Raw genomic sequence first — 18,326 nt, 5'->3', positions numbered from 1 at the left:
CTTCGGGCCGGAAAGCACCGGGCGCACCATGATTTCCTCGCAATTTGCTCAACAGTTGGTGTGACAGGTTGACCGCATTCAGTGACACCGGTATCGATGGACTGCGAGAGCGAAGCCTCCAGGCCTTTCGGACGTTTCGCGTCCGACCGTCACCCATTCTGAAGGGCATCCCGTGATGACCGGAGTACACGGGCTCCACCACCTGCGCCCCGGTGGCCTGTTCGGCCGCGAACGCCGCGCGACGGCGGGCGCGGCGCGCGGCGCGTTGTCGCCGCCCGCGTCCCGTCGCGTGGCGGGCGAGGTCGAGGGCGACGTGGGTGACACACCGTTCGCCGTCACGACCTCCCACGGGCTGCTGCTGTGGAACGGACGGCACTTCGAGCGCATCGTCCGGGGGCCGTCCTGCGGCCTGACGGTGCGGGACGGAGCGCTGTGGGTGTTCCAGCGGGCCGGGCGGCACGGCCGTGTCCTGTCGGTGCACCTGGAAGGCGGGGACGTCGAGGTCGTCCCCCGCATCTGGGGGCTGCCCCGCGACGAGTACTGCATCGACTTCGTCGACGACGAACTGCTGGTCACGGATCCCTCGCGCAATCAGGTGCTCGCCTACCGGGTGGGTGAGGGCGGACCGGCGGTGCACGCGGCGCACGCCGACCGCTCGTTCCGCCTGGACGAGCAGGCGCCCCGCCTCCCGCTGCGCATCAGCGCGCTGTTCCGGTACGGCCCGCTCCTGTTCGTGATGGCCAGCGAGGGGCGCCGGCGCGGTTCCCGGCAGAGCGAGATCTGGGCCTTCGACAGCCAGTCGCGGCTGGTCACGGTGGTGCCCGCGGGCGGTTCCCACTGCCACGACCTGTTCTTCGACGGGGAGCAGTTCGTACTGTGCAGGTCACGGGAGAGGACGGTGGTGCGCGGCCCGCAGCCGGTGTACCGCGCGGACGGCTTTCCGCGCGGCCTCGCCGTGAGCGAGGACCGGGTGCTGGTGGGCGTCTCGGCCTACGCCCGTTCCCGGTACGCCCGCGAGAAAGGCGCGGCGAGCGTGGAGTTCCTGGACCGCGACTTCCGGTGGCAGGGGCGGATCACGCTGCGCCACGGCCAGATCCGCAACGTGCGGCTGCTGTCCGGGGACCTCTCCACGAGTAACGCGGCCCGTGAGCCGACGGCCCGGCCACCCCGGCAGCCGGCGGGCCGCGGCCTGCCGGGCCCCGGCGACGAGGGCGCGCCCGCGGTGGCGGTCATCCCAGCACCACCGAGCGGTCGAGGAGCATGAGCGAGCCGGTCGCGGTCAGCAGCCGGTCGTTCGCGTAGTTGAGGCTCGCCGCCCGCAGGTCGCGGAAGGTCCGCTCCACCGGGAGCGGTGAGGTCTTGGAGTAACCGCCGGCGAGCCCCGCGAACTGCATCATGCGGTCGGCCGCCCGGAAGGTCAGCTCGGACGCGGCCACCTTGAGCGTGTTCAGATGGATCTGTACGACCGTCTCTCCCAGCGACCGGTCCGCCGCGCGCGCGGCACTGACCTCCTGCTGTACGCGGTGGAGGTATCCGCTGGTCAGCTCCAGGTCAATGCGGATGCGGGCCAGTCGTTCCCGGACGAGTTCGGAGCCGGTGTCGGGGCCCCGCCGTCCCGGGCCCCGCAGGCCGGTGACCAGTTCGCCGAGCGCCGCGCGGGCGGCACCCAGCCAGCAGGCGGACCAGCCGAGGTGGGCCATGGGGATCATGGACTCCACCGCCACCTCGCGAAAGCCCCCGGAGCCGCCGACGACCTGGTCCGCGGGGACCTCGCCGGAGAGCCGGACGCCGAGGCTGCGCGTCCCGCGCATGCCGAGGGTGTCCCACTCCCCGGTCTCCGTGACCGACAGGGCGTCGCGGTCGGCGTACACCAGGGACACCGCGTGGGCGGGCAGGTCCGCGCCCTCCTTCATCGTGACGAGGAAGCCCTCGGCGACGGACGCCCCGGTCACGACCGGCGCGTCCCGCTCGATGCGCAGCTTGCCGTCGCGCACGCCCAACGGCGCCTCGGCGGTCAGGAGATGGCCGCCCTTGCCCCGCTCGGTGGTCACCGACGCGATGTACAGCTCGCCGCGGGCGACGCGGGGCAGTACGCGTTCGCGCAGCCGGGGGCCGCCGAAGCGGGCGATGGCGTCCGTCTGCTGGCAGTGCATGGTCCAGGCGAGGGCCGTCGACAGGCAGCCGCCCGCGAGCACCTGGGCCACCTCGACGTAGGTGTCCAACCCGGCGCCCGCTCCCCCGTACTCGGTCGGCACCACGAGCCCCAGCAGGCCGCTCTCGCGGAGTGCGGCGAAGCTCTCCACCGGGAACCTCGCCTGTTCGTCCACCTCCGCCGCGTACTTGCGCAGCACGTTCACGGCTGTCCGCGCCGCGGCCTGGCACGAGTCGTTCATCGCTGCCCTCTTCCCTGCCCCGCGTAGGCATTTTCCGTACGCGACGCATTCGCTGCCTCGGACGGCGAGAAATTCGATGGCCCAGGGGGAATGCCCAAAGTGCACAGAATCAGATGTCGGCAGGCAGCTTAATGGCGCCGCCCGCCACACCGTCAAGAACCTTCAGCCCCTGCTGCATGACCCTGGATGCCGCTGCCGCAGAAGCGAATCGACTGCTAGGCTCCCGAGCCCGAACCAGCGCCTTCGCACCACTTTTGCACCCGGCCCATGCACACGGAATTCCTTTTCCCATGGATATGGACACCGACGACGGTGAGAGACACGGAGGCAGCATGAACGACGAGCGGCGCAGTGTGGTGGTCACCGGTGGTGCCGGCTTTCTGGGGTCGCACCTGTGTGAACGTCTGGTGGGTGAAGGCACGTCCGTGGTGTGCGTGGACGACTTCTCCACCGGCAACCCGGACAACATCGCGCACCTGCTGGCGGACCACGGGTTCCGCCTGGTGCGGCGGGACATCTGCGCCGGCCTGGAGGTCGAGGGCCCCGTGGACGCGATCGTCCACCTCGCGTCACCGGCCAGCCCGCAGGACTATCTGCGGCTGCCCGTCGAGACGCTGCGCGTGGGTTCGGCCGGCACGCTGGCCACGCTGGAGCTGGCCAGACGGACGGGCGCGCGCCTCGTCTACGCCTCCTCCAGCGAGGTGTACGGGGATCCGCTCGTCCACCCCCAGGACGAGACGTACTGGGGCAACGTGAATCCGCTCGGCCCGCGCTCGGTGTACGACGAGAGCAAGCGGTTCGGCGAGGCGGCGGTGGCCGCCTACGTCCGGGAGCACAACGTCGACGCGTGCGTCGTCCGGCTGTTCAACACCTACGGGCCGCGCATGAAGCCGGACGACGGACGCATGGTGCCGAACTTCGTCGTCCAGGCCCTGGAGGGCAAGCCCTTGACCGTCTACGGCTCGGGACGCCAGACGAGGTCGCTGTGTTATGTCTCCGACACCGTGGAAGCCCTTCTGCGCGCGGTCGGCAGCGATCATCCGGGGCCCATGAACCTCGGCAACCCGGTGGAGATGACGGTGCTGGAGGTCGCCGAGCTGATACGGGACCTCACCGGATCGACGTCCGAGATCACCTTCCTGCCCGGCATGGAGGACGACCCGAAGCTGCGCCGGCCGGAGATCGCCCTCGCCCGCCGGGTGCTGGGCTGGCAGCCGGAGGTGCCCCTGCGGCAGGGCCTGGCCGAGGTCATCGCGTCGTTCAGGGACGTGCGGGCGGCGCGGTACGGCGCGGTCGACTGAGCGGCTCGCGCCATCCAGGCCCCCCCGGGGCTCGCCGGGCCTACGGGCAGACGATCACCTGCGCCGCGTAGCTGAGTCCCGCGCCGAAGCCCATCAGCAGGATCGGGTCGCCGGGCCGGACCTGGCCGAGGTCGATCAAGCGGGACAGCGCCAACGGCACCGAGGCCGCGGAGGTGTTGCCGGTGCGCACGATGTCCCGGGCCACGGCCGCGTTCGTCGCCCCGAGACTCACGGCCAGACGTTCGATCATCCGCAGGTTCGCCTGGTGCGCCACGAAGCCCTTGAGGTCGGCCGGGGCGATGCCGGCGCGGGCGCAGGCCGCCGCCGCCACCGCGGCCAGCTCCGACGTCACCCAGCGGTAGACGGCCTGGCCGCGCATGGTCACGCTGCCGTGCCGGTCGGGGATGGCGACGAGGTCCGCCTTGTCGCCGTCGCCGCCCCACTCCACCGGATGGATCCCGGCCCGCTCGGCGCCGACGACGACCGCGGCACCGGCCCCGTCGGCGAAGACCGTGGCGGTGTCCACGTCCGTGGCGTCCACCCAGTCGGTCATCCGTTCCGCTCCGATCACCAGGGCACGGCGGCTGGTGCCGGAGCGGATGAGGCCGTCGGCGACACCGAGGGCGTAACAGAACCCCGCGCAGGCTGCGTTGACGTCGAACGCCGCGATGTGCGGGGTGCCGAGGAGCGCCGCGACGGAGGCCGCGCCGCTCGGCATCGGCGAGGGCATGGAGCAGGTGGCGAGGACGAGCAGATCGATGTCGGCGGGGGTGAGGCCGGCCGCCGAGAGGGCCTTGGCCGCCGCGCCGGCCGCCATGGCCGTGACGCTCTCCTCCGCGCCGGCGAACCGCCGTTCGCGGATGCCGACCCGCCGCTCGATCCACTCGGCCGTGACCCCGAGGCCCCGGCCCAGTTCCGTGTTGCCGACGATCCGTCGCGGGCGCACACCGGCGACGGCCGCGACGCGGGAACCGGCGACGGCGTCGGGGCCGGCCGGAACAGATGAATGGGACGACATACGGTCACCTCGAGCTGTCTGCGGCGATGGATGGTCCGGTGGGCACGGAAAGTCCGGACCTTCGGGGCCCTGAATGCGGGGCGGTCTTTTTGCACGGATCCGTCAATTCCACTTGGGGAAGAATTTCCTTGGCGCGCGCTTCTCCTCCCTCCCCTGGAAATTTTTGCGCGGCAGCGTAAATGCACACGCCCGACCCCGGGTGATCACCGCCGCAAGGCCGGGACATGCAGCACTACCGGCGCGAACGCCCATGGGATCAAGGCGCGTTGAGCGATCAACTAGTTACGATCGCAAGCAACCGTCGCCCCCGGGAAGGAAATCCACACCGACGGCCCCTCCTCTTCATCGGGGTATAGTGCGAGTGACTCACGTCACAAGGTGGTGACCCGGTGGGTGCGCCGCCTTATTTACTGTCGGTCAACAGGGGGAATAATGGTCGTGCGTGAATAATCACTCCGATTCCTCCTGCGGTGACGGCTTTTCAAGGAGTTGGAGAACGAATGCACGGGGAGATTCAGGTCGGCGGCGACGCCGACGGGGGAATAGGGTCCGGTGGCGGTCGCCTGGCGGCGGTGGAACGCTCCGCCCTGCGGGTGCTGACGCCACGGGAGCTCGAAGTGTTCAGCGTGCTCCCGGACGGGGAGGGGAACCGGGAGCTCGCCCGCCGGCTCGGCATCGCGGAGCGCACCGTCAAGGCCCATCTGACGAGCATCACGCGCAAGTTGGGGCTGCGGTCCCGGGTGGAGGCCGCGCTCCTCGCCGCGGAGTGGTCGCACGACCTGCCGCCCGGCCCCGAGGGCCTCGACAAGCCGTAGGGGCCACCTTCATGACCGAGGCCCCTCGGGACCCCGTCGGCTCCCGTCCGGACACCGTCGCCGTCGACGGGAGTGACGAGGTCGACGTGTGGATGCTGTGGATACCGGAGCACGCCGAGGCGGCCGCCGCCCGCACGGGGATCCTCGACTCCGAGGAGACCGTACGTGCCGCCGGGTTCTTGGACCCGGCGGCGCGCACCCGTTTCGTCACCTCGCACGTGGGACTGCGCGTGCTGCTCGGCGCCCGCCTCGGCACCGCTCCCGAGGACGTGGTGTTCGTCCGCGAGCGGTGCGGGATGCCCGGTTGCGCGAAGCCGCACGGGCGCCCCGCCGTCGCCGGCCGGCCCGACGTGCACTTCTCGCTCTCGCACGCCGGGGACATCGCGCTGTACGCCCTGGCCGCCGCGCCGGTCGGGGCGGACATCGAGTCCATGGACCTGGCCCGCGAGGGACTCGGACGACTGGCCCGGCGCCTGCACCCCGACGAGCGGCGCGCCCTCGACACCCTGCACCCGGCGGCCCGTCAGGAGGCCGTCCTGGGCTGCTGGGTGCGCAAGGAGGCCTTCCTCAAGGGGATCGGCACCGGACTGCCCGGCGGGGTGGGCGCCCATCACGTCGGCCTCGCCTCGGCGCTCGCCCCGCCCTGGGCACCGCCGGTGCCCGACGGCTGGGCGCTGCTCGACGTGGCCGCGCCCGAGGGGCGGCAGGCCGCCGTCGCCCTGCGGCTCCAGGGCCCCGCGGGCCGGGGACGGCTCCCCACCATGCGTACCTCCCGATTGCTGCTGGAGTGACCGCGCCGCGCGGTTTGACCGCTCTACTGCTCCGCCGCCGACCTGACCACCTTGTTCAGCCGGTGCATGCGGGTCGCCAGGCTCATCCGGCCCTCCAGGCGGAACGCCGGCGGCCGCCGGCCGTCCACGTCGGCGAAGCCGTACTCGACGGCCAGATCGCCGGTGCTCAGCACCTTGCCCGAGCGGCTCATCACGTCGGGGTCCGCGAGCAGGGCCGCGACGGCCCGGCCCACGTACTCCGGGGAGTGCACCACCGACGCGGGCCCCTCGCCCAGCGCCTCCCACGCCGCCGCCACGCGCTCGGTGCGGACGAATCCGGGGTGCAGGGAGAGCGCGGCGACGCCCTTCTTGCGCAGGTCCGCGGCGAAGCCCCGGCACATGCGGTCGGAGGCCGACTTGAAGACGTCGTAACCCACCTGGCCGAGGTAGATGTCGCCGTCGGAGAAGCTGATGCCGACGACCAGGCCGCTCTCCTGGGGCAGCATCAGCGGGACGAGCCTGCGGGTGACGTCGTACTGCGCCCGCAGCGACGTCTCGAACAGGTCGTAGCGCCACATCGGCTGGTCCCAGAAGGGCGCGTCGAAGCGGACCTCCGAGGAGCGTTCGTAGCCTCCCCAGGCGTTGTTGACCAGCAGGTCGAGCCTGCCGTGGTCGGCCTGGACGCGGGCGGCGAGCCTCTCGTTGTCCGCGCCCGACGCGTGATCGCAGCGCACGGCGATGCCCTTGCCGCCGCGCTCGGTGATCTCGTCGGCGGTGTCGTCCACCGTCCCGGGGAGCCCCTCGGTCCGCTCGCCGTCGCGGGTGCTGCGGCCCGTGACGTACACGGTGGCGCCCGCGGCGCCGAGCGCGAGCGCGATGCCGCGGCCCACGCCGCGGCTGGCGCCGGTGACCACGGCGACCTTGCCGCCCAGGTCCGGCGCGTTCCAGTCCTCGTTCACAGCCCTGTCCTTCCGTTCGTCCGGCCATGCCTTCGGCCGTCGGGCGGCCGTCGGCTCTAGCCGAGGTGTTCGGCCGCGTAGTCGAGGCTCGTCAGATACGCCGCCGTGTCGTCGACGTGGGGGATGCCGTAGCGCTCGCGCAGGTGCGGCATGGAGGTCGGCAGCACTCCCCCGCTGCACCGGGTGACCTCGCTGACGTCCCGCAGGACGGACAGGTAGGAGCGGGTGCGCGGTGCGGTGTTCTCGATGGCGTCCGGGGCCAGTTCGTCGGCGTTCACCACCGGTGGGGGTGTCAGCGACCGGCCGCGCGCGGCCGCGTGCTTGACCAGCACCCGCAGACAGGCCTCGATGTCCATGGCCTCCGGCCCGTACGTCACCCAGAACTCACCGGCGTCGTCCCCCAGTTCGATGGCGCGCAGTACCGCTTTCGACAGCAGGTCCTGGGGGACGAAGTCCATCCGGATGCCCGGGTGCGCCGGGATGAACGGCGCCCTGCCCCGGCCCAGCCAGTCCGACATGAGCTGCACGATCTGGCCTTGCGAGGTCCAGCCCGTGGTGGCGTCGCCGATGAGGTTGGTGGGGCGGAAGACGGTGTGCCGCACACCGCTGTCGCGCAGGATGTGCTCCGCCTCGCGCTTGGAGGCGATGTAGTTGCGGCAGACGTTGCCCGCGCCGAGCGGCACGGGCGCGTCGTCGGCGAGCGCGGCGACGAACGCCGTGCTCATGAAGTGCACGGTGGCGTCCGCCTCCGCGGCGAACCGGGCGACCCGCCGCGTGCCCTCGATGTTGATCGGCCGGTAGTCCTCGGCGGGCAGGCCCCATTCGGTGAGCCCCGCGGAGTGGATGACGACGTCGACCTCGGCGGCGAGGCCGGCGTAACCGTCCTCGTCGAGTCCGAAGCGCTCCGCGGTCATGTCCAGGCGCACCGCCCGCGCGTCGCCGGCCTCGGGCACCGGCGTGCTGTGGGTGGCGACGATGAACCGCGGCCCGTCCGGCGTCCGCGCCGCCTCGCGCAGCAGTGAGCGTCCGACGACCCCGGACGCGCCGGTCAGCAGGACGGTGGGACGGGCCCCCGGCCCGCTCGCGGTGCGGCTCATGCCCGGGAGTCCTTCCAGTCCATCAGCCGTGCCGCGGTGCGGGCACCCACGTACAGGGCCGGGTCGGGCGGGAAGGAGGCGGGCGGCCTGCGCCGCTCGTCGTCCACGAAGAGCAGGCGCGAGTAGTCCGTGTCCTTGCCGAGGGCGAGGTCGCGCAGGACCTTGCCGCCGGTGTGCGTGGCCGCGATGCCGTTGCCGCAGTAGCCGTACCCGTACAGGATGTTGCCGCCGCCGAGCGTGCCGAAGTGCGGGGCGTAGTCGCGCACGACGTCGGCGGTCCCGCCGTAGGCGTAGCGGAACTCCACGTCGCCCCACATCGGGAAGAACCGCAGGAACTCCCGGTGGATCTCGCGGTAGACCCCGGGCCGGTTCATGTTCCGCTGCCGCTTGTCCCTGCCGTAGTAGTAGGGGGCCGGGCCGCCGGCGAACATGACGCGGTTGTCATGCGTGAAGCGGGCGCAGGTCAGCAGTGACTTGGCCTCGACCAGGCCCTCGCGTCCCGCCCAGTCCACGCGCGCCAGCTGGGCGTCGGTGAGCGGCTCGCTCACCATCGCGTACGTCCAGATCGGGATGACCTTCCTGCGGAACGGCGGGAAGGCGTCCATGTGGACGTTGGTGGCGAGGACGACCTTGTCGGCCCTGACCTGTCCGCCCGCGGTCACGACGGTCGGCCGCACGCCCGGTTCCACGCGCAGGCAGGGCGAGTCGTCGTAGATCGTCACGCCCTTCTCGCGCACCACGCGGGCGATGCCGCGGGAGAGTTTGAAGGGGTTCACAAGCGCGCCGCCGGTGCGCATGCTGCCGATCACCGCGGGCGAGCCGATGACCTCCCGGGACTCCTCGCGGGACAGGATCCGCGCCTGGGCGGCGCCCATCCGCTCGGCGAGCGCGCGGTCGTGCTCCAGCCGCTTGAGCTGGGCGGCGTCGGTGGCCACCATCAGGTAGTCGTTGGCCTCGTACTGGGCGTCGACGCCGTTCTTGCGGGCGAACCTGCCGATCTCCAGGATCGACCGGCCGACGGCCTGGGACGCCTCGAGGGCACGCTGGACGCCGAATTCCTTGACCAAGGCTTGAATGTCCTTGCCGATGGTCGGCGTGACGAATCCGTCGGCGCGGCCCGAGGCGCCGTAACCGGAATGGTGTGCCTCGACGATGCGGATGTCGAGCGCGGGTTCGGCCTCTTTGAGGAAGTAGGCGGTCCAGAGCCCGGTGAATCCGCCGCCGACGATGCAGATGTCGCAGTCGACGGATTCCCGCAGCGGGTCCTCGACGGTGACTTTTTCGGTGTCGTGCCAGTAGACGACGTGCTTGTACGCGTTCAAATGAGTGCTCCTCAAGAGGACCCGCCGGTGGAGCTTTCGGTCACACCGCTTCGAAGATGATCCTCGAAAGTCCGAGATGGCGGCCCCTGAAGTGGCCGACCGTGGAGCTCAGATACCGCTCGTAGTGGGCGACGTTTTCCTCGCCGGCCACCTTCACGGCCTGCTCGCGATTGGCCCGCAGGCGGTCGAACCATTCCTGGCACGTTCGGCTGTAGTGGTCCGGGTCGTTGCGCAGCCGGACGACATCGAAGCGCTTCTCGCTGGATTCGATGACCTCGGAGAGGGCCGGAATCTCGGATTCGGGAAAAATGAAGTCCATGATGAAGAGCAGGTCCCGCACGGTCTGCTTGTTCATGCGGACGTTGTTTCCCTTGATGTTCGTCTGGAGCGCGAGTCTGCCGCCCTTGGGCAGCCAGTCCCGGCAGCGCTCGAAGAACTCGCGGTACGCGGCGATCCGCTCGGCGCGGGAGAGGCCGGCGCGCGCGAAGTGCTCGAAGGCGCCGATGGAGATGATCGCGTCGTACTGCTCGGTGGGCTCGTGGTCGAGCCAGTTCTCCACCCGCACCTCGGTGCGTTCGAGCGCCAGTTCGCGCAGGCGCTGCGCCTGGCTGTCGCTGAGCGTGAGGCCCACGGCCTGCTGCACCCCGTGGGTGCGGACCAGCCGTTCCAGCAGGCTCCCCCAGCCGCAGCCGACGTCGAGGACGCGGCGCGCCCCGGCCGCCCCGGCACCCTCGATGAGGTGGTCGAGCTTGCGCTCCTGGGCGCTTTCCAGCGTGTCGCCCTCGTCCCACAGCGCACACGTGTACGTGAGGTCCTTGTCCAGCCACAGCGCGAAGAAGTCGTTGGAGACGTCGTAGTGATGCTTGATGGACTCCGGGGTGGCGCCCTGATAATCGACGGCCGTCACGCGGCGGCGCTGCCCTGCTTGGTCTCCTCGGCGAGCTTCACCAGGTCCGCGACCGTCTTCACGCTCGCGGCCCTGCTCTCGTCGAATTCGATGTCGAGGTCGTCCTCGATGGTGTAGACGATGTCGGCTATCTGCAGGCTCGACAGGCCCACGGCGTCGAAAGCGGTGTCCTCGTTCAGGGTGTACGCGTTCGCCTTGCTGCCGAGCTTCTTGGCGATACGGGCACATACTTCTTCAGCAGTGATCACGGGGCAGCCTTTCCGATGCACGGTGATGGGGATGACCGATGTTCTGTGGACCCGGGATCCGGCCGAACGGGCCTGGGGATCGCGGGTGGGATTTCCTGAGCAAATGGCCTGTGGGGTGCGGTCCTGAGCCGCACGGCATACCTCGTCCGTGCACTCGTCCTTCACCTTGCGGCGGACGGCTGCGGCACGGGAGTTGCCACGGTACCCAGACGGCCGTCGCCCGACTATTGCCCTTAAGGGCAATGATCGTTTCGGCTCGGTTTGTTGCTGGCGAAAAAGAGCCTGAGGTGTTTTGCTTACCCCGACTCACCCGGCCGGGCGGCTGCCGCGCCGCCGACCTGGGCAACGAGTGTTGCGTCCGGTGCGGGCATCCCTTCGCGACCTCCCCGAACACGTACAGCTCCGAGGAGATGTGAAATGGCTGAGGTAGACCTTTCGGCTGGCACGGTGGAGTATCAGGACACCGGCGGCGAGGGGCCCGTCGTGGTCCTGCTGCACGGCGTCGCGATGGACGGCTCCCTGTGGCGGAACGTGGTCGCGCCTCTGCGCTCCGAATTCCGGTGCGTGGTGCCGACGTTGCCGCTGGGCGGTCATCGCCGGCCGATGAAGCCGGACGCGGATCTGTCCGTCGCGGGGGTGGCCCGGCTGGTCGCGGAGTTCCTCGACCGGCTCGACCTGCGCGATGTCACGCTGGTGATGAGCGACTGGGGCGGCGCGCAGGCCCTGGTGTCCGAGGGGAAGGACGAGCGGATCGGCCGGCTCGTCATCACCTCCTGCGAGGCGTTCGACAACTTCCCGCCGGGCGTGCCCGGAAGCAACCTCTTCACCTCGGCGAAGCTGCCGGGCGGCATCAACCTCGCCTTCAAGCTGCTGAAGTTCAAGCCGATGCGGCGACTGCCCATGACCTGGGGCTGGATGAGCAAACGGCCGGTGCCGCACGAGGTGATGAACGCCTGGTTCGAACCACTGTGGACCTCCAAGGAGATCCGCCGCGACCTGCGCAAGTACGTGCTCGGGGTGCCCCCGAAGAGCGAACTGCTCGGCTGGGCGGAGAAGTTGCGCGACTTCGACCGGCCCGCGCTCGTGGTGTGGGCCGCCGAGGACAAGGTCATGCCGCCCGAGCACGGGCGCAAGCTCGCCGAGCTGCTCCCCAAGGGACAGCTCGTCGAGATCGACGACAGCTACACCCTCATCCCCGAGGACCAGCCGGAGAAGCTCGGTGCGCACATCCGGTCCTTCCTGCTCACGGGCGGGGCCGCCGCCGCGTAGGAGGGCCGGTCCCGGCTCAGGGCGGACGACGGAACTCTGTGGCCGCGTCCCGGACCCGTGTCCGGGGGCGGCGGTGAGGCGCGGGGGCGCAGGGAGACGACGTGGAGGACTGCATGGCTGACCCGATGAACGAGCGAAGCCGAGGAACGGGGCCGAGGGACAGTCGGCGGGCCGGGCAGGACAGGCAGGCCGACCAGGACGGGCGGCCCGAGGGGCTGGTGGGCCGCCTGCTTTCGTTGCCGGCCGGTCGTCGGCCGGCGGCGGTGCTCGATCTGGTGCGTGCGGAGACCGCCGGGCTCGCGGGCACGGACCCGCTCGACGTCGACCCGCACCTGGCCTACCGGGACTACGGGTACAACTCCCTCGCGGCCGTCGAGCTGACCGGCCGGCTGAGCCGGGCCACCGGTCTCGAACTGCCGCTCACCCTGCTCTTCGACCACCCGACGGCGGCCGCCGTGGCGGAGCATCTGCTGGGCCTGCTGGGCTTCACGCCCGCCGGGGACGCCCAGGGTGCAGAGAACGCCGTGGACTCCGAGGGCGTCGGCGAGGCACCGGAGACGGACGCGGGCTCGGACTCCCGTTCCGGTTCTGGTTCCGGGTCGGCTTCTCGTTCTGGTTCCGGTTCGGCGCCGGATCTCGATGACGACCCCATCGCCGTCGTCGGCATGGCCTGCCGCTACCCGGGCGGTGTGACCTCCCCCGCCGGGCTGTGGGAGGTGGTGGCCGCCGGGCGCGACGCCGTCTCGGACTTCCCCCGCGACCGGGGCTGGGACCTCGACGGCCTCTTCTCCGACGACCCCGAGCAGCCCGGCACCAGCTACGCCCGTACCGGTGGATTCCTCGACCGGGTCGCCGACTTCGACGCCGAGTTCTTCGGCATCGCACGCCGCGAGGCCCTCGCGATGGACCCGCAGCAGCGGCTGCTCCTGCAGACCGTCTGGGAGTGCCTGGAGCACGCCGGCATCGACCCCGGCCGCCTGAAGAAGTCGCCGACCGGCGTGTACGTGGGCAGCAGCGGCCAGGACTACGAGAGCGTGGCGCGGTCCGGCCCCGGCGAGCTGGAGGGCTACTGGGGCATCGGCTCCGCGGGCAGCGTCCTGTCGGGCCGGGTCGCCTACGCCTTCGGCTTCGAGGGTCCGGCCCTCACCGTCGACACGGCGTGTTCGTCGTCGTTGGTGGGCGTGCACCTGGCGGTACAGGCCCTGCGCCGGGGTGAGTGCGCCCTGGCCGTGGCGGGCGGCGCCGCCGTGATGGCCACGCCGAAGGTCTTCACCGAGTTCAGCAGGCAGCGCGCGCTGTCACCGGACGGCCGGTGCCGTTCGTACGCGCGGGCCGCCGACGGCACCGGCTGGGCCGAGGGCATCGGCGTCCTCCTCCTGGAACGCCTCAGCGAGGCCCGCCGCAACAACCACCGCGTGCTCGCCCTCATCCCGGGCACGGCCGTCAACCAGGACGGTGCCAGCAACGGTCTGACCGCCCCGAACGGCGGCTCCCAGCAGCGTGTCCTGGCCCAGGCCCTCGCCGACGCCGGGCTGCGCCCCGGTGACATCGACGCGGTGGAGGGGCACGGCACCGGCACCACGCTCGGCGACCCCATCGAGGTCGACGCCCTCGCAGCCGTCTTCGGGCAGGACCGCCCCGCCGGACAGCCGCTGCGGCTGGGTTCGCTGAAGTCCAACATCGGGCACAGCCAGGCCGCGGCGGGCGTCGGCGGACTCATCAAGATGATCCAGGCGCTGCGTCACGAAGTACTCCCCGAGACCCTGCACGTGGACCGGCCCACCCCCAAGGCGGACTGGTCGGGCGACGGCATCTCCCTGCTGACCGAGGCCACCCCGTGGCCGCGCGGCGAGCGGATACGCCGGGCGGGTGTCTCGGCCTTCGGCGTGGGCGGCACCAACGCGCACGTCGTGGTGGAGGAGGCGCCGCTCGACGCCTCCGAGGACGCCGGGCCGCTGCTGCCGACGCGGGAACTGCCCGTGGTGCCCTGGATGCTCTCGGCCAGGACACCTGCCGCCCTGCGCGCCCAGGCCCGCCGCCTGCACACCCACCTCACCACCACGCACCCCCAAGCCACCCCCACCCACATCGGTGCCGCCCTCGCCCACACCCGCGCCCACTTCGACCACCGCGCCACCCTCACCGGGACCACCCGCGCCGAACTCCTCGACCTGGTCGACACGATCGCCCGGGGCGAGGTGGCGGAACAGGCGACCCTGGCCCGGGCGCGCACCGGACGGACCGTCTTCGTCTTTCCCGGCCAGGGCGCCCAGTGGGTCGGCATGGGCCATGAACTCGCCGCCGCGCACCCGGTGTTCGCCGCGGAGCTGCGTGCCTGCGCCGACGCCCTCGCGCCGCACACCGGCTTCTCGCTCGACGAGGTCCTGCGCGGGGCGCCCGGCGCGCCCCCGCTGGACCGGGTGGACGTCGTCCAGCCCGCCCTGTTCGCGGTGATGGCGGCGCTCGCCGCGCTCTGGCGGCACCACGGCGTGCACCCGGACGCCATCGTCGGGCACTCGCAGGGCGAGATGACCGCCGCGTACGTGGCCGGGGGTCTTTCGCTCCAGGACGCCGCCCGCGTCGTGGCGCTGCGCAGCAAGGCCATCGCGGAGCTGGCGGGGCGGGGCGGCGGCATGGCCTCGGTGACGGCATCGCCCGAACGTCTGCTGCCGCTCCTGGCGGACTGGGGCGGACGCATATCCGTCGCGGCCGTCAACGGCCCGTCCTCCATGACGGTCTCGGGTGAGTCGGACGCGTTGGACGGGCTGCTCGCCCGCTGCGCCGCCGAGGACATCTGGGCCCGCCGGGTCCCCGTCGACTACGCCTCGCACTCCTCGTGGGTCGAGCCGCTCAGGGAGCGGCTGGCCGAGGTGCTCGCGCCGATCACGCCGCGCTCCGGGGAAGTGCCGTTCCACTCCACACTGACCGCGGGCGAGTTCGACACCGCGGGGCTCGACGCCGACTACTGGTTCCGGAACCTGCGGCAGACCGTACGGTTCGAGGAAGTCGTGCGCTCGCTGCTGGAGCAGGGGCACACCACGTTCATCGAGGTGAGCCCGCACCCGATCCTCACCTTCGCGGTGGAACAGACGGTGGAGCAGGTCGCCGAGCGGGCGGCGCAGGAGGCGGCGCGCGCGGGCGGCGGCGGGGCCGGCCGGTCCGCCGCGGCCGTGCTCGGCTCGGCGCGGCGTGAGCGGGAACAGGCGCAGTTCACCGCCTCGCTGGCCGCCGCGCACGCCCACGGGGTGGCCGTGGACTGGGGCGCGGTGTTCGACCCGGCCGACGCGCACGGCGTCGAACTCCCCACGTACGCCTTCGAGTCGACGCGCCTGTGGGCGGCGCCGCGAGCCGCCGCCGGCGATGTCGGGGGCGCGGGCCTGCACGCCACCGGTCACCGGTTGCTGAGCGCCGGTGCCGAACTCGCCGACGGTGGCGGGTGGGTGTTCGCCGGCCGCGTCTCGCGGGACACGCACGGCTGGCTGGAGGACCACGCGGTCCACGGCACGGTCCTGTTGCCGGGCACCGCGTTCGTGGACATGGCCGTCCTCGCCGCCTCGCACGTCGGCTGCGACGTGGTGGAGGAGCTGACGCTGGAGGAGCCGCTGGTGTTCCCCGACGCGGGCGCGGCCGACCTCCAGGCGTCGGTCGGCGCGCCGGACGAGCGGGGACGGCGGCCGGTGTCCCTCCACTCCCGGCCGGCCGGCGCCGCGAGCGGCGGCGACTGGACGCGGCACGCCGCCGGCTTCCTCGCGATCGCCCCGGCACACGCCGACAGCGCCCCCGTGCCCGGCGCCTGGCCCCCGCCGGGCGCCGAACCGCTGGACGTCGAGGGCCTGTACGACCGGCTCGCGGACCGGGGCTTCGGCTACGGGCCCGCCTTCCGCGGGCTGCGCGCGGCCTGGCGGCATGACGGTGTGCTCCTCACCGAGGTGGACAGCGCGGCAGCCGGTGACGTCGGTGACACCGACGGGTACGGGGTGCACCCGGCCCTGCTGGACGCCGCGTTCCACGCCCAGCTGACCGAGCTGGCGGGTGCCGACGGGGCCGGAGGGCAGGCGTGGCTGCCGTTCACCTGGTCCGGCGTGCGCGTCGCCCGAACGGGTGCGTCGGCCGTGCGGGCCACGCTCACCCCGCTCGGCGAGGGCACCGTGCGGATGTCCGCGGTCGACGCGGCGGGCACGCCGGTGGTCTCCGTCGACTCCGTCGTGGCCCGCCCGGTGGATCCCTCGCGCCTGTCCGGCGCGGGCGGCCCGGCCGACGCCCTCTACCGCGTCGCCTGGCACCCGGCCCCGGCCCCCCAGCCCCCGCCGCCTCCCCTGCCTTCCACGCCCGAGCACTGGGCCGTCCTCACCGGGCCCGACGCGCCGCCACCGGCCCAGGACGCCCCGTACGTCTTCCCCGGCCTCGCCGGTACGCCCCTTCCCACCCATCCGTCCCTCACCCACCTCACCGAAGCCCTCGACGCCGGCGGCCCCGTGCCGGAGACCGTCGTCGCGTTCATGACCGAGGCGCACGGCGCGCCCAGCGCCGAGGGGGCGCGGGAGCGTGCCCGGCGTGTTCTCGCGTTGCTGCGCGGATGGCTGGCCGAGGAACGGTTCGGCGGGGCCCGGCTCGTGGTGGTCACCCGCGATGCCGTGGCCACCGCCCCCGGGGCGCAGGCCGCCCCCGAACTCGCGCCGCTGTGGGGGCTGGTGCGCACCACGCAGTCCGAGCACCCCGGCCGCTTCACCCTCGTCGATCTGGACGAGGAGGCGGCCGGTGACCCCGCGCGGGTGCTGCCCGCGGTGCTCGCCACCGGGGAGCCGCAGGTCGCCGTCCGGGACGGTGTGCTCCTGCTGCCCCGTGCCGAACGGGTCCGGGGGGCCGCGGGCGGGCCGCTGCCCTTCGATCCGGACGGGACGGTCCTGATCACCGGGGGCCTCAGCGGAATCGGCGCCCACATGGCCCGGCACCTCGCCGCCGAGCGGGGCGCGCGGCACCTCCTCCTGGCCGGCCGGCGCGGCCGGGACACCGCAGGCGCGGCGGAGCTGACGGCCGAACTGAGCGCCCTCGGCGCCCGGGTGACCGTCGCGGCCTGTGACGTCACGGACCGGGCGGCGACGGCCGCACTCCTCGCGTCGGTCGACGCCGCGCACCCGCTGACCGCCGTGATCCACTCCGCGGGGACGCTCGACGACGGCCTCCTGGAGACGCTGACCCCCGAGCGACTGGACCGCGTCCTGCGGCCCAAGGTGGACGCGGCCTTGCACCTCCACGAGCTGACCAGGTCCGCGCCGCTCACCGCGTTCGTCCTGTTCTCGTCGGTGGCCGGCACCATCGGCGGCCCGGGGCAGGGCAACTACGCGGCGGCCAACACCTTCCTCGACGTCTTCGCGCAGTGGCGGCGCGCCCAGGGGCTGCCCGCGCTCTCGCTGGCCTGGGGCCTGTGGGAGGAGGCGAGCGACATGACCCGGCACCTCGGACAGGCCGAGGTGGCCCAGTTGGGCCGGTCGGGGCTCGTGCCGCTCGGCACCGACGAGGGACTGCGCCTGTTCGACGTGGTGCACGGCACCGAGGACGCGCTGCTGCTGCCCGCGCGGCTCGACCCGGGCGCCCTGCGGGCGCAGGCCCGCGAGGGTTCGCTGCCCGCCGTGCTGCGGGCCCTGGTGCCGGTGACGCGGGCGGCCGCGGACCGAACCGAGCCGGCGCTGTCCGCCCGCCTGAAGGCCGCCGCGCCCGGGGAGCGGGACGCACTGGTGCTCGCGGCGGTGGTGGCGGAGGTCGCCGCGGTGCTCGGGTACGAGGACACGGGCGCCGTCGATCCGGAGCGGCCCTTCAAGGAACTGGGCCTGGACTCGCTGGGCGCGGTGCGGCTGCGCAACCGGCTGAGCCTGCTGACCGGGCTGGCGCTGCCCTCCACCCTGGTGTTCGGCCATCCGACGGTGCCCGCGCTCACCGCACACCTGCGCACGCTGCTCGACGCGGACGCCGCCGAGGGCGGGGAGCCGGTGCGATCCGCGGCGCACGCGGATCTGGACCGCCTCGCCGGATCACTGCCGTCGGTCGCCGACGCCGAAGTGGCGGCCGTCCGCGCGCGGCTGCGCTCCCTGCTCACCGCGCTCGACGCCAGGGACGGCCGGGAGGACGGCGACGAGGACGGTCGGGGCCTGCGCAGGGAGCGCATCGACGAAGCGTCCGCCGAGGACCTCTTCGACTTGATCGACAACGACTTGGGGGTGGGCTGAACC

General features: G+C 72.5%; 13 protein-coding genes. 6 read left to right on the top strand and 7 right to left on the bottom strand.

Features of this window, described 5'->3' with window-relative positions:
* Positions 1 to 175: 175 nt before the first annotated feature.
* Entirely contained in the window at positions 176 to 1,264 is a 1,089-nt protein-coding gene (locus ACZ5GP_RS33530; RefSeq protein ID WP_468754444.1) for a hypothetical protein, read from the top strand.
* Here the strand turns inward: ACZ5GP_RS33530 and ACZ5GP_RS33525 are convergent.
* The gene (locus tag ACZ5GP_RS33525; RefSeq protein ID WP_468754443.1) at positions 1,230 to 2,393 is read right to left on the bottom strand and encodes an acyl-CoA dehydrogenase family protein; all 1,164 of its coding nucleotides are present in this window, start codon (positions 2,391 to 2,393) and stop codon (positions 1,230 to 1,232) included. The genes ACZ5GP_RS33530 and ACZ5GP_RS33525 overlap by 35 nt on opposite strands.
* A gap of 332 nt (positions 2,394 to 2,725) precedes the next feature.
* Here ACZ5GP_RS33525 and ACZ5GP_RS33520 point away from each other — a divergent pair, with 332 nt between their 5' ends.
* Positions 2,726 to 3,694 carry a UDP-glucuronic acid decarboxylase family protein gene (locus ACZ5GP_RS33520; RefSeq protein WP_468754442.1) on the top strand — a complete coding sequence of 323 codons (969 nt, stop codon included), beginning with the start codon at positions 2,726 to 2,728 and terminating at the stop codon, positions 3,692 to 3,694.
* Between the two features lie 40 nt (positions 3,695 to 3,734).
* On the opposite strand, the gene ACZ5GP_RS33515 is transcribed toward ACZ5GP_RS33520, so the two are convergent.
* Positions 3,735 to 4,712, bottom strand: a complete 978-nt coding sequence (locus ACZ5GP_RS33515; protein ID WP_468754441.1) for a beta-ketoacyl-ACP synthase 3 — start codon at positions 4,710 to 4,712, stop codon at positions 3,735 to 3,737.
* 500 nt (positions 4,713 to 5,212) lie between these two features.
* Between ACZ5GP_RS33515 and ACZ5GP_RS33510 the strand changes: the two genes are divergently transcribed.
* Positions 5,213 to 5,527, top strand: a complete 315-nt coding sequence (locus tag ACZ5GP_RS33510; protein ID WP_468754440.1) for a response regulator transcription factor — start codon at positions 5,213 to 5,215, stop codon at positions 5,525 to 5,527.
* Between the two features lie 11 nt (positions 5,528 to 5,538).
* Positions 5,539 to 6,318, top strand: coding sequence for a 4'-phosphopantetheinyl transferase family protein (locus ACZ5GP_RS33505; protein ID WP_468754439.1), 780 nt, complete (start codon positions 5,539 to 5,541; stop codon positions 6,316 to 6,318).
* A gap of 23 nt (positions 6,319 to 6,341) precedes the next feature.
* Here ACZ5GP_RS33505 and ACZ5GP_RS33500 read toward each other — a convergent pair whose 3' ends face one another.
* From ACZ5GP_RS33500 to ACZ5GP_RS33480, 5 genes are read right to left on the bottom strand one after another with little or no spacing between them, the layout of a single operon-like run.
* The gene (locus ACZ5GP_RS33500; RefSeq protein WP_468754438.1) at positions 6,342 to 7,256 is read right to left on the bottom strand and encodes an SDR family NAD(P)-dependent oxidoreductase; all 915 of its coding nucleotides are present in this window, start codon (positions 7,254 to 7,256) and stop codon (positions 6,342 to 6,344) included.
* A gap of 56 nt (positions 7,257 to 7,312) precedes the next feature.
* A complete protein-coding gene (locus ACZ5GP_RS33495; RefSeq protein ID WP_468754437.1) occupies positions 7,313 to 8,353 on the bottom strand; it encodes an SDR family oxidoreductase in 1,041 nt (346 codons plus the stop codon).
* Positions 8,350 to 9,675, bottom strand: a complete 1,326-nt coding sequence (locus ACZ5GP_RS33490; protein WP_468754436.1) for an NAD(P)/FAD-dependent oxidoreductase — start codon at positions 9,673 to 9,675, stop codon at positions 8,350 to 8,352. Before ACZ5GP_RS33490 ends, ACZ5GP_RS33495 begins: the two co-directional genes overlap by 4 nt.
* 40 nt (positions 9,676 to 9,715) lie before the next feature.
* Complete coding sequence (locus ACZ5GP_RS33485) at positions 9,716 to 10,582, bottom strand: class I SAM-dependent methyltransferase (RefSeq protein WP_468754435.1); 867 nt, start codon at positions 10,580 to 10,582, stop codon at positions 9,716 to 9,718.
* Positions 10,579 to 10,830: an acyl carrier protein gene (locus ACZ5GP_RS33480; protein ID WP_468754434.1), complete on the bottom strand. Its 252-nt coding sequence runs from the start codon at positions 10,828 to 10,830 to the stop codon at positions 10,579 to 10,581. The genes ACZ5GP_RS33485 and ACZ5GP_RS33480 overlap by 4 nt, the downstream gene beginning before the upstream one ends.
* A 417-nt stretch (positions 10,831 to 11,247) precedes the next feature.
* Here ACZ5GP_RS33480 and ACZ5GP_RS33475 point away from each other — a divergent pair, with 417 nt between their 5' ends.
* Both ACZ5GP_RS33475 and ACZ5GP_RS33470 read left to right on the top strand, forming a co-directional pair.
* Complete coding sequence (locus ACZ5GP_RS33475; RefSeq protein ID WP_468754433.1) at positions 11,248 to 12,099, top strand: alpha/beta fold hydrolase; 852 nt, start codon at positions 11,248 to 11,250, stop codon at positions 12,097 to 12,099.
* 113 nt (positions 12,100 to 12,212) lie between these two features.
* A complete protein-coding gene (locus tag ACZ5GP_RS33470) occupies positions 12,213 to 18,323 on the top strand; it encodes a type I polyketide synthase (protein ID WP_468754432.1) in 6,111 nt (2,036 codons plus the stop codon).
* Positions 18,324 to 18,326 lie beyond the last annotated feature (3 nt).

It is taken from the genome of Streptomyces sp. NPDC031466, assembly GCF_055581265.1.
The sequence above is the reverse complement of the archived record's forward strand: the minus strand, read 5'-3'. Positions and strand labels throughout refer to the sequence as shown.

What these genes read in the sequence shown, in the direction of transcription:
- ACZ5GP_RS33530 (WP_468754444.1), top strand. Translation starts at nt 176, where the DNA reads ATGACCGGAGTACACGGGCTCCACCACCTGCGCCCCGGTGGCCTGTTC.
- ACZ5GP_RS33525 (WP_468754443.1), bottom strand. Translation starts at nt 2,393, where the DNA reads ATGAACGACTCGTGCCAGGCCGCGGCGCGGACAGCCGTGAACGTGCTG.
- ACZ5GP_RS33520 (WP_468754442.1), top strand. Translation starts at nt 2,726, where the DNA reads ATGAACGACGAGCGGCGCAGTGTGGTGGTCACCGGTGGTGCCGGCTTT.
- ACZ5GP_RS33515 (WP_468754441.1), bottom strand. Translation starts at nt 4,712, where the DNA reads ATGTCGTCCCATTCATCTGTTCCGGCCGGCCCCGACGCCGTCGCCGGT.
- ACZ5GP_RS33510 (WP_468754440.1), top strand. Translation starts at nt 5,213, where the DNA reads ATGCACGGGGAGATTCAGGTCGGCGGCGACGCCGACGGGGGAATAGGG.
- ACZ5GP_RS33505 (WP_468754439.1), top strand. Translation starts at nt 5,539, where the DNA reads ATGACCGAGGCCCCTCGGGACCCCGTCGGCTCCCGTCCGGACACCGTC.
- ACZ5GP_RS33495 (WP_468754437.1), bottom strand. Translation starts at nt 8,353, where the DNA reads ATGAGCCGCACCGCGAGCGGGCCGGGGGCCCGTCCCACCGTCCTGCTG.
- ACZ5GP_RS33475 (WP_468754433.1), top strand. Translation starts at nt 11,248, where the DNA reads ATGGCTGAGGTAGACCTTTCGGCTGGCACGGTGGAGTATCAGGACACC.
- ACZ5GP_RS33470 (WP_468754432.1), top strand. Translation starts at nt 12,213, where the DNA reads ATGGCTGACCCGATGAACGAGCGAAGCCGAGGAACGGGGCCGAGGGAC.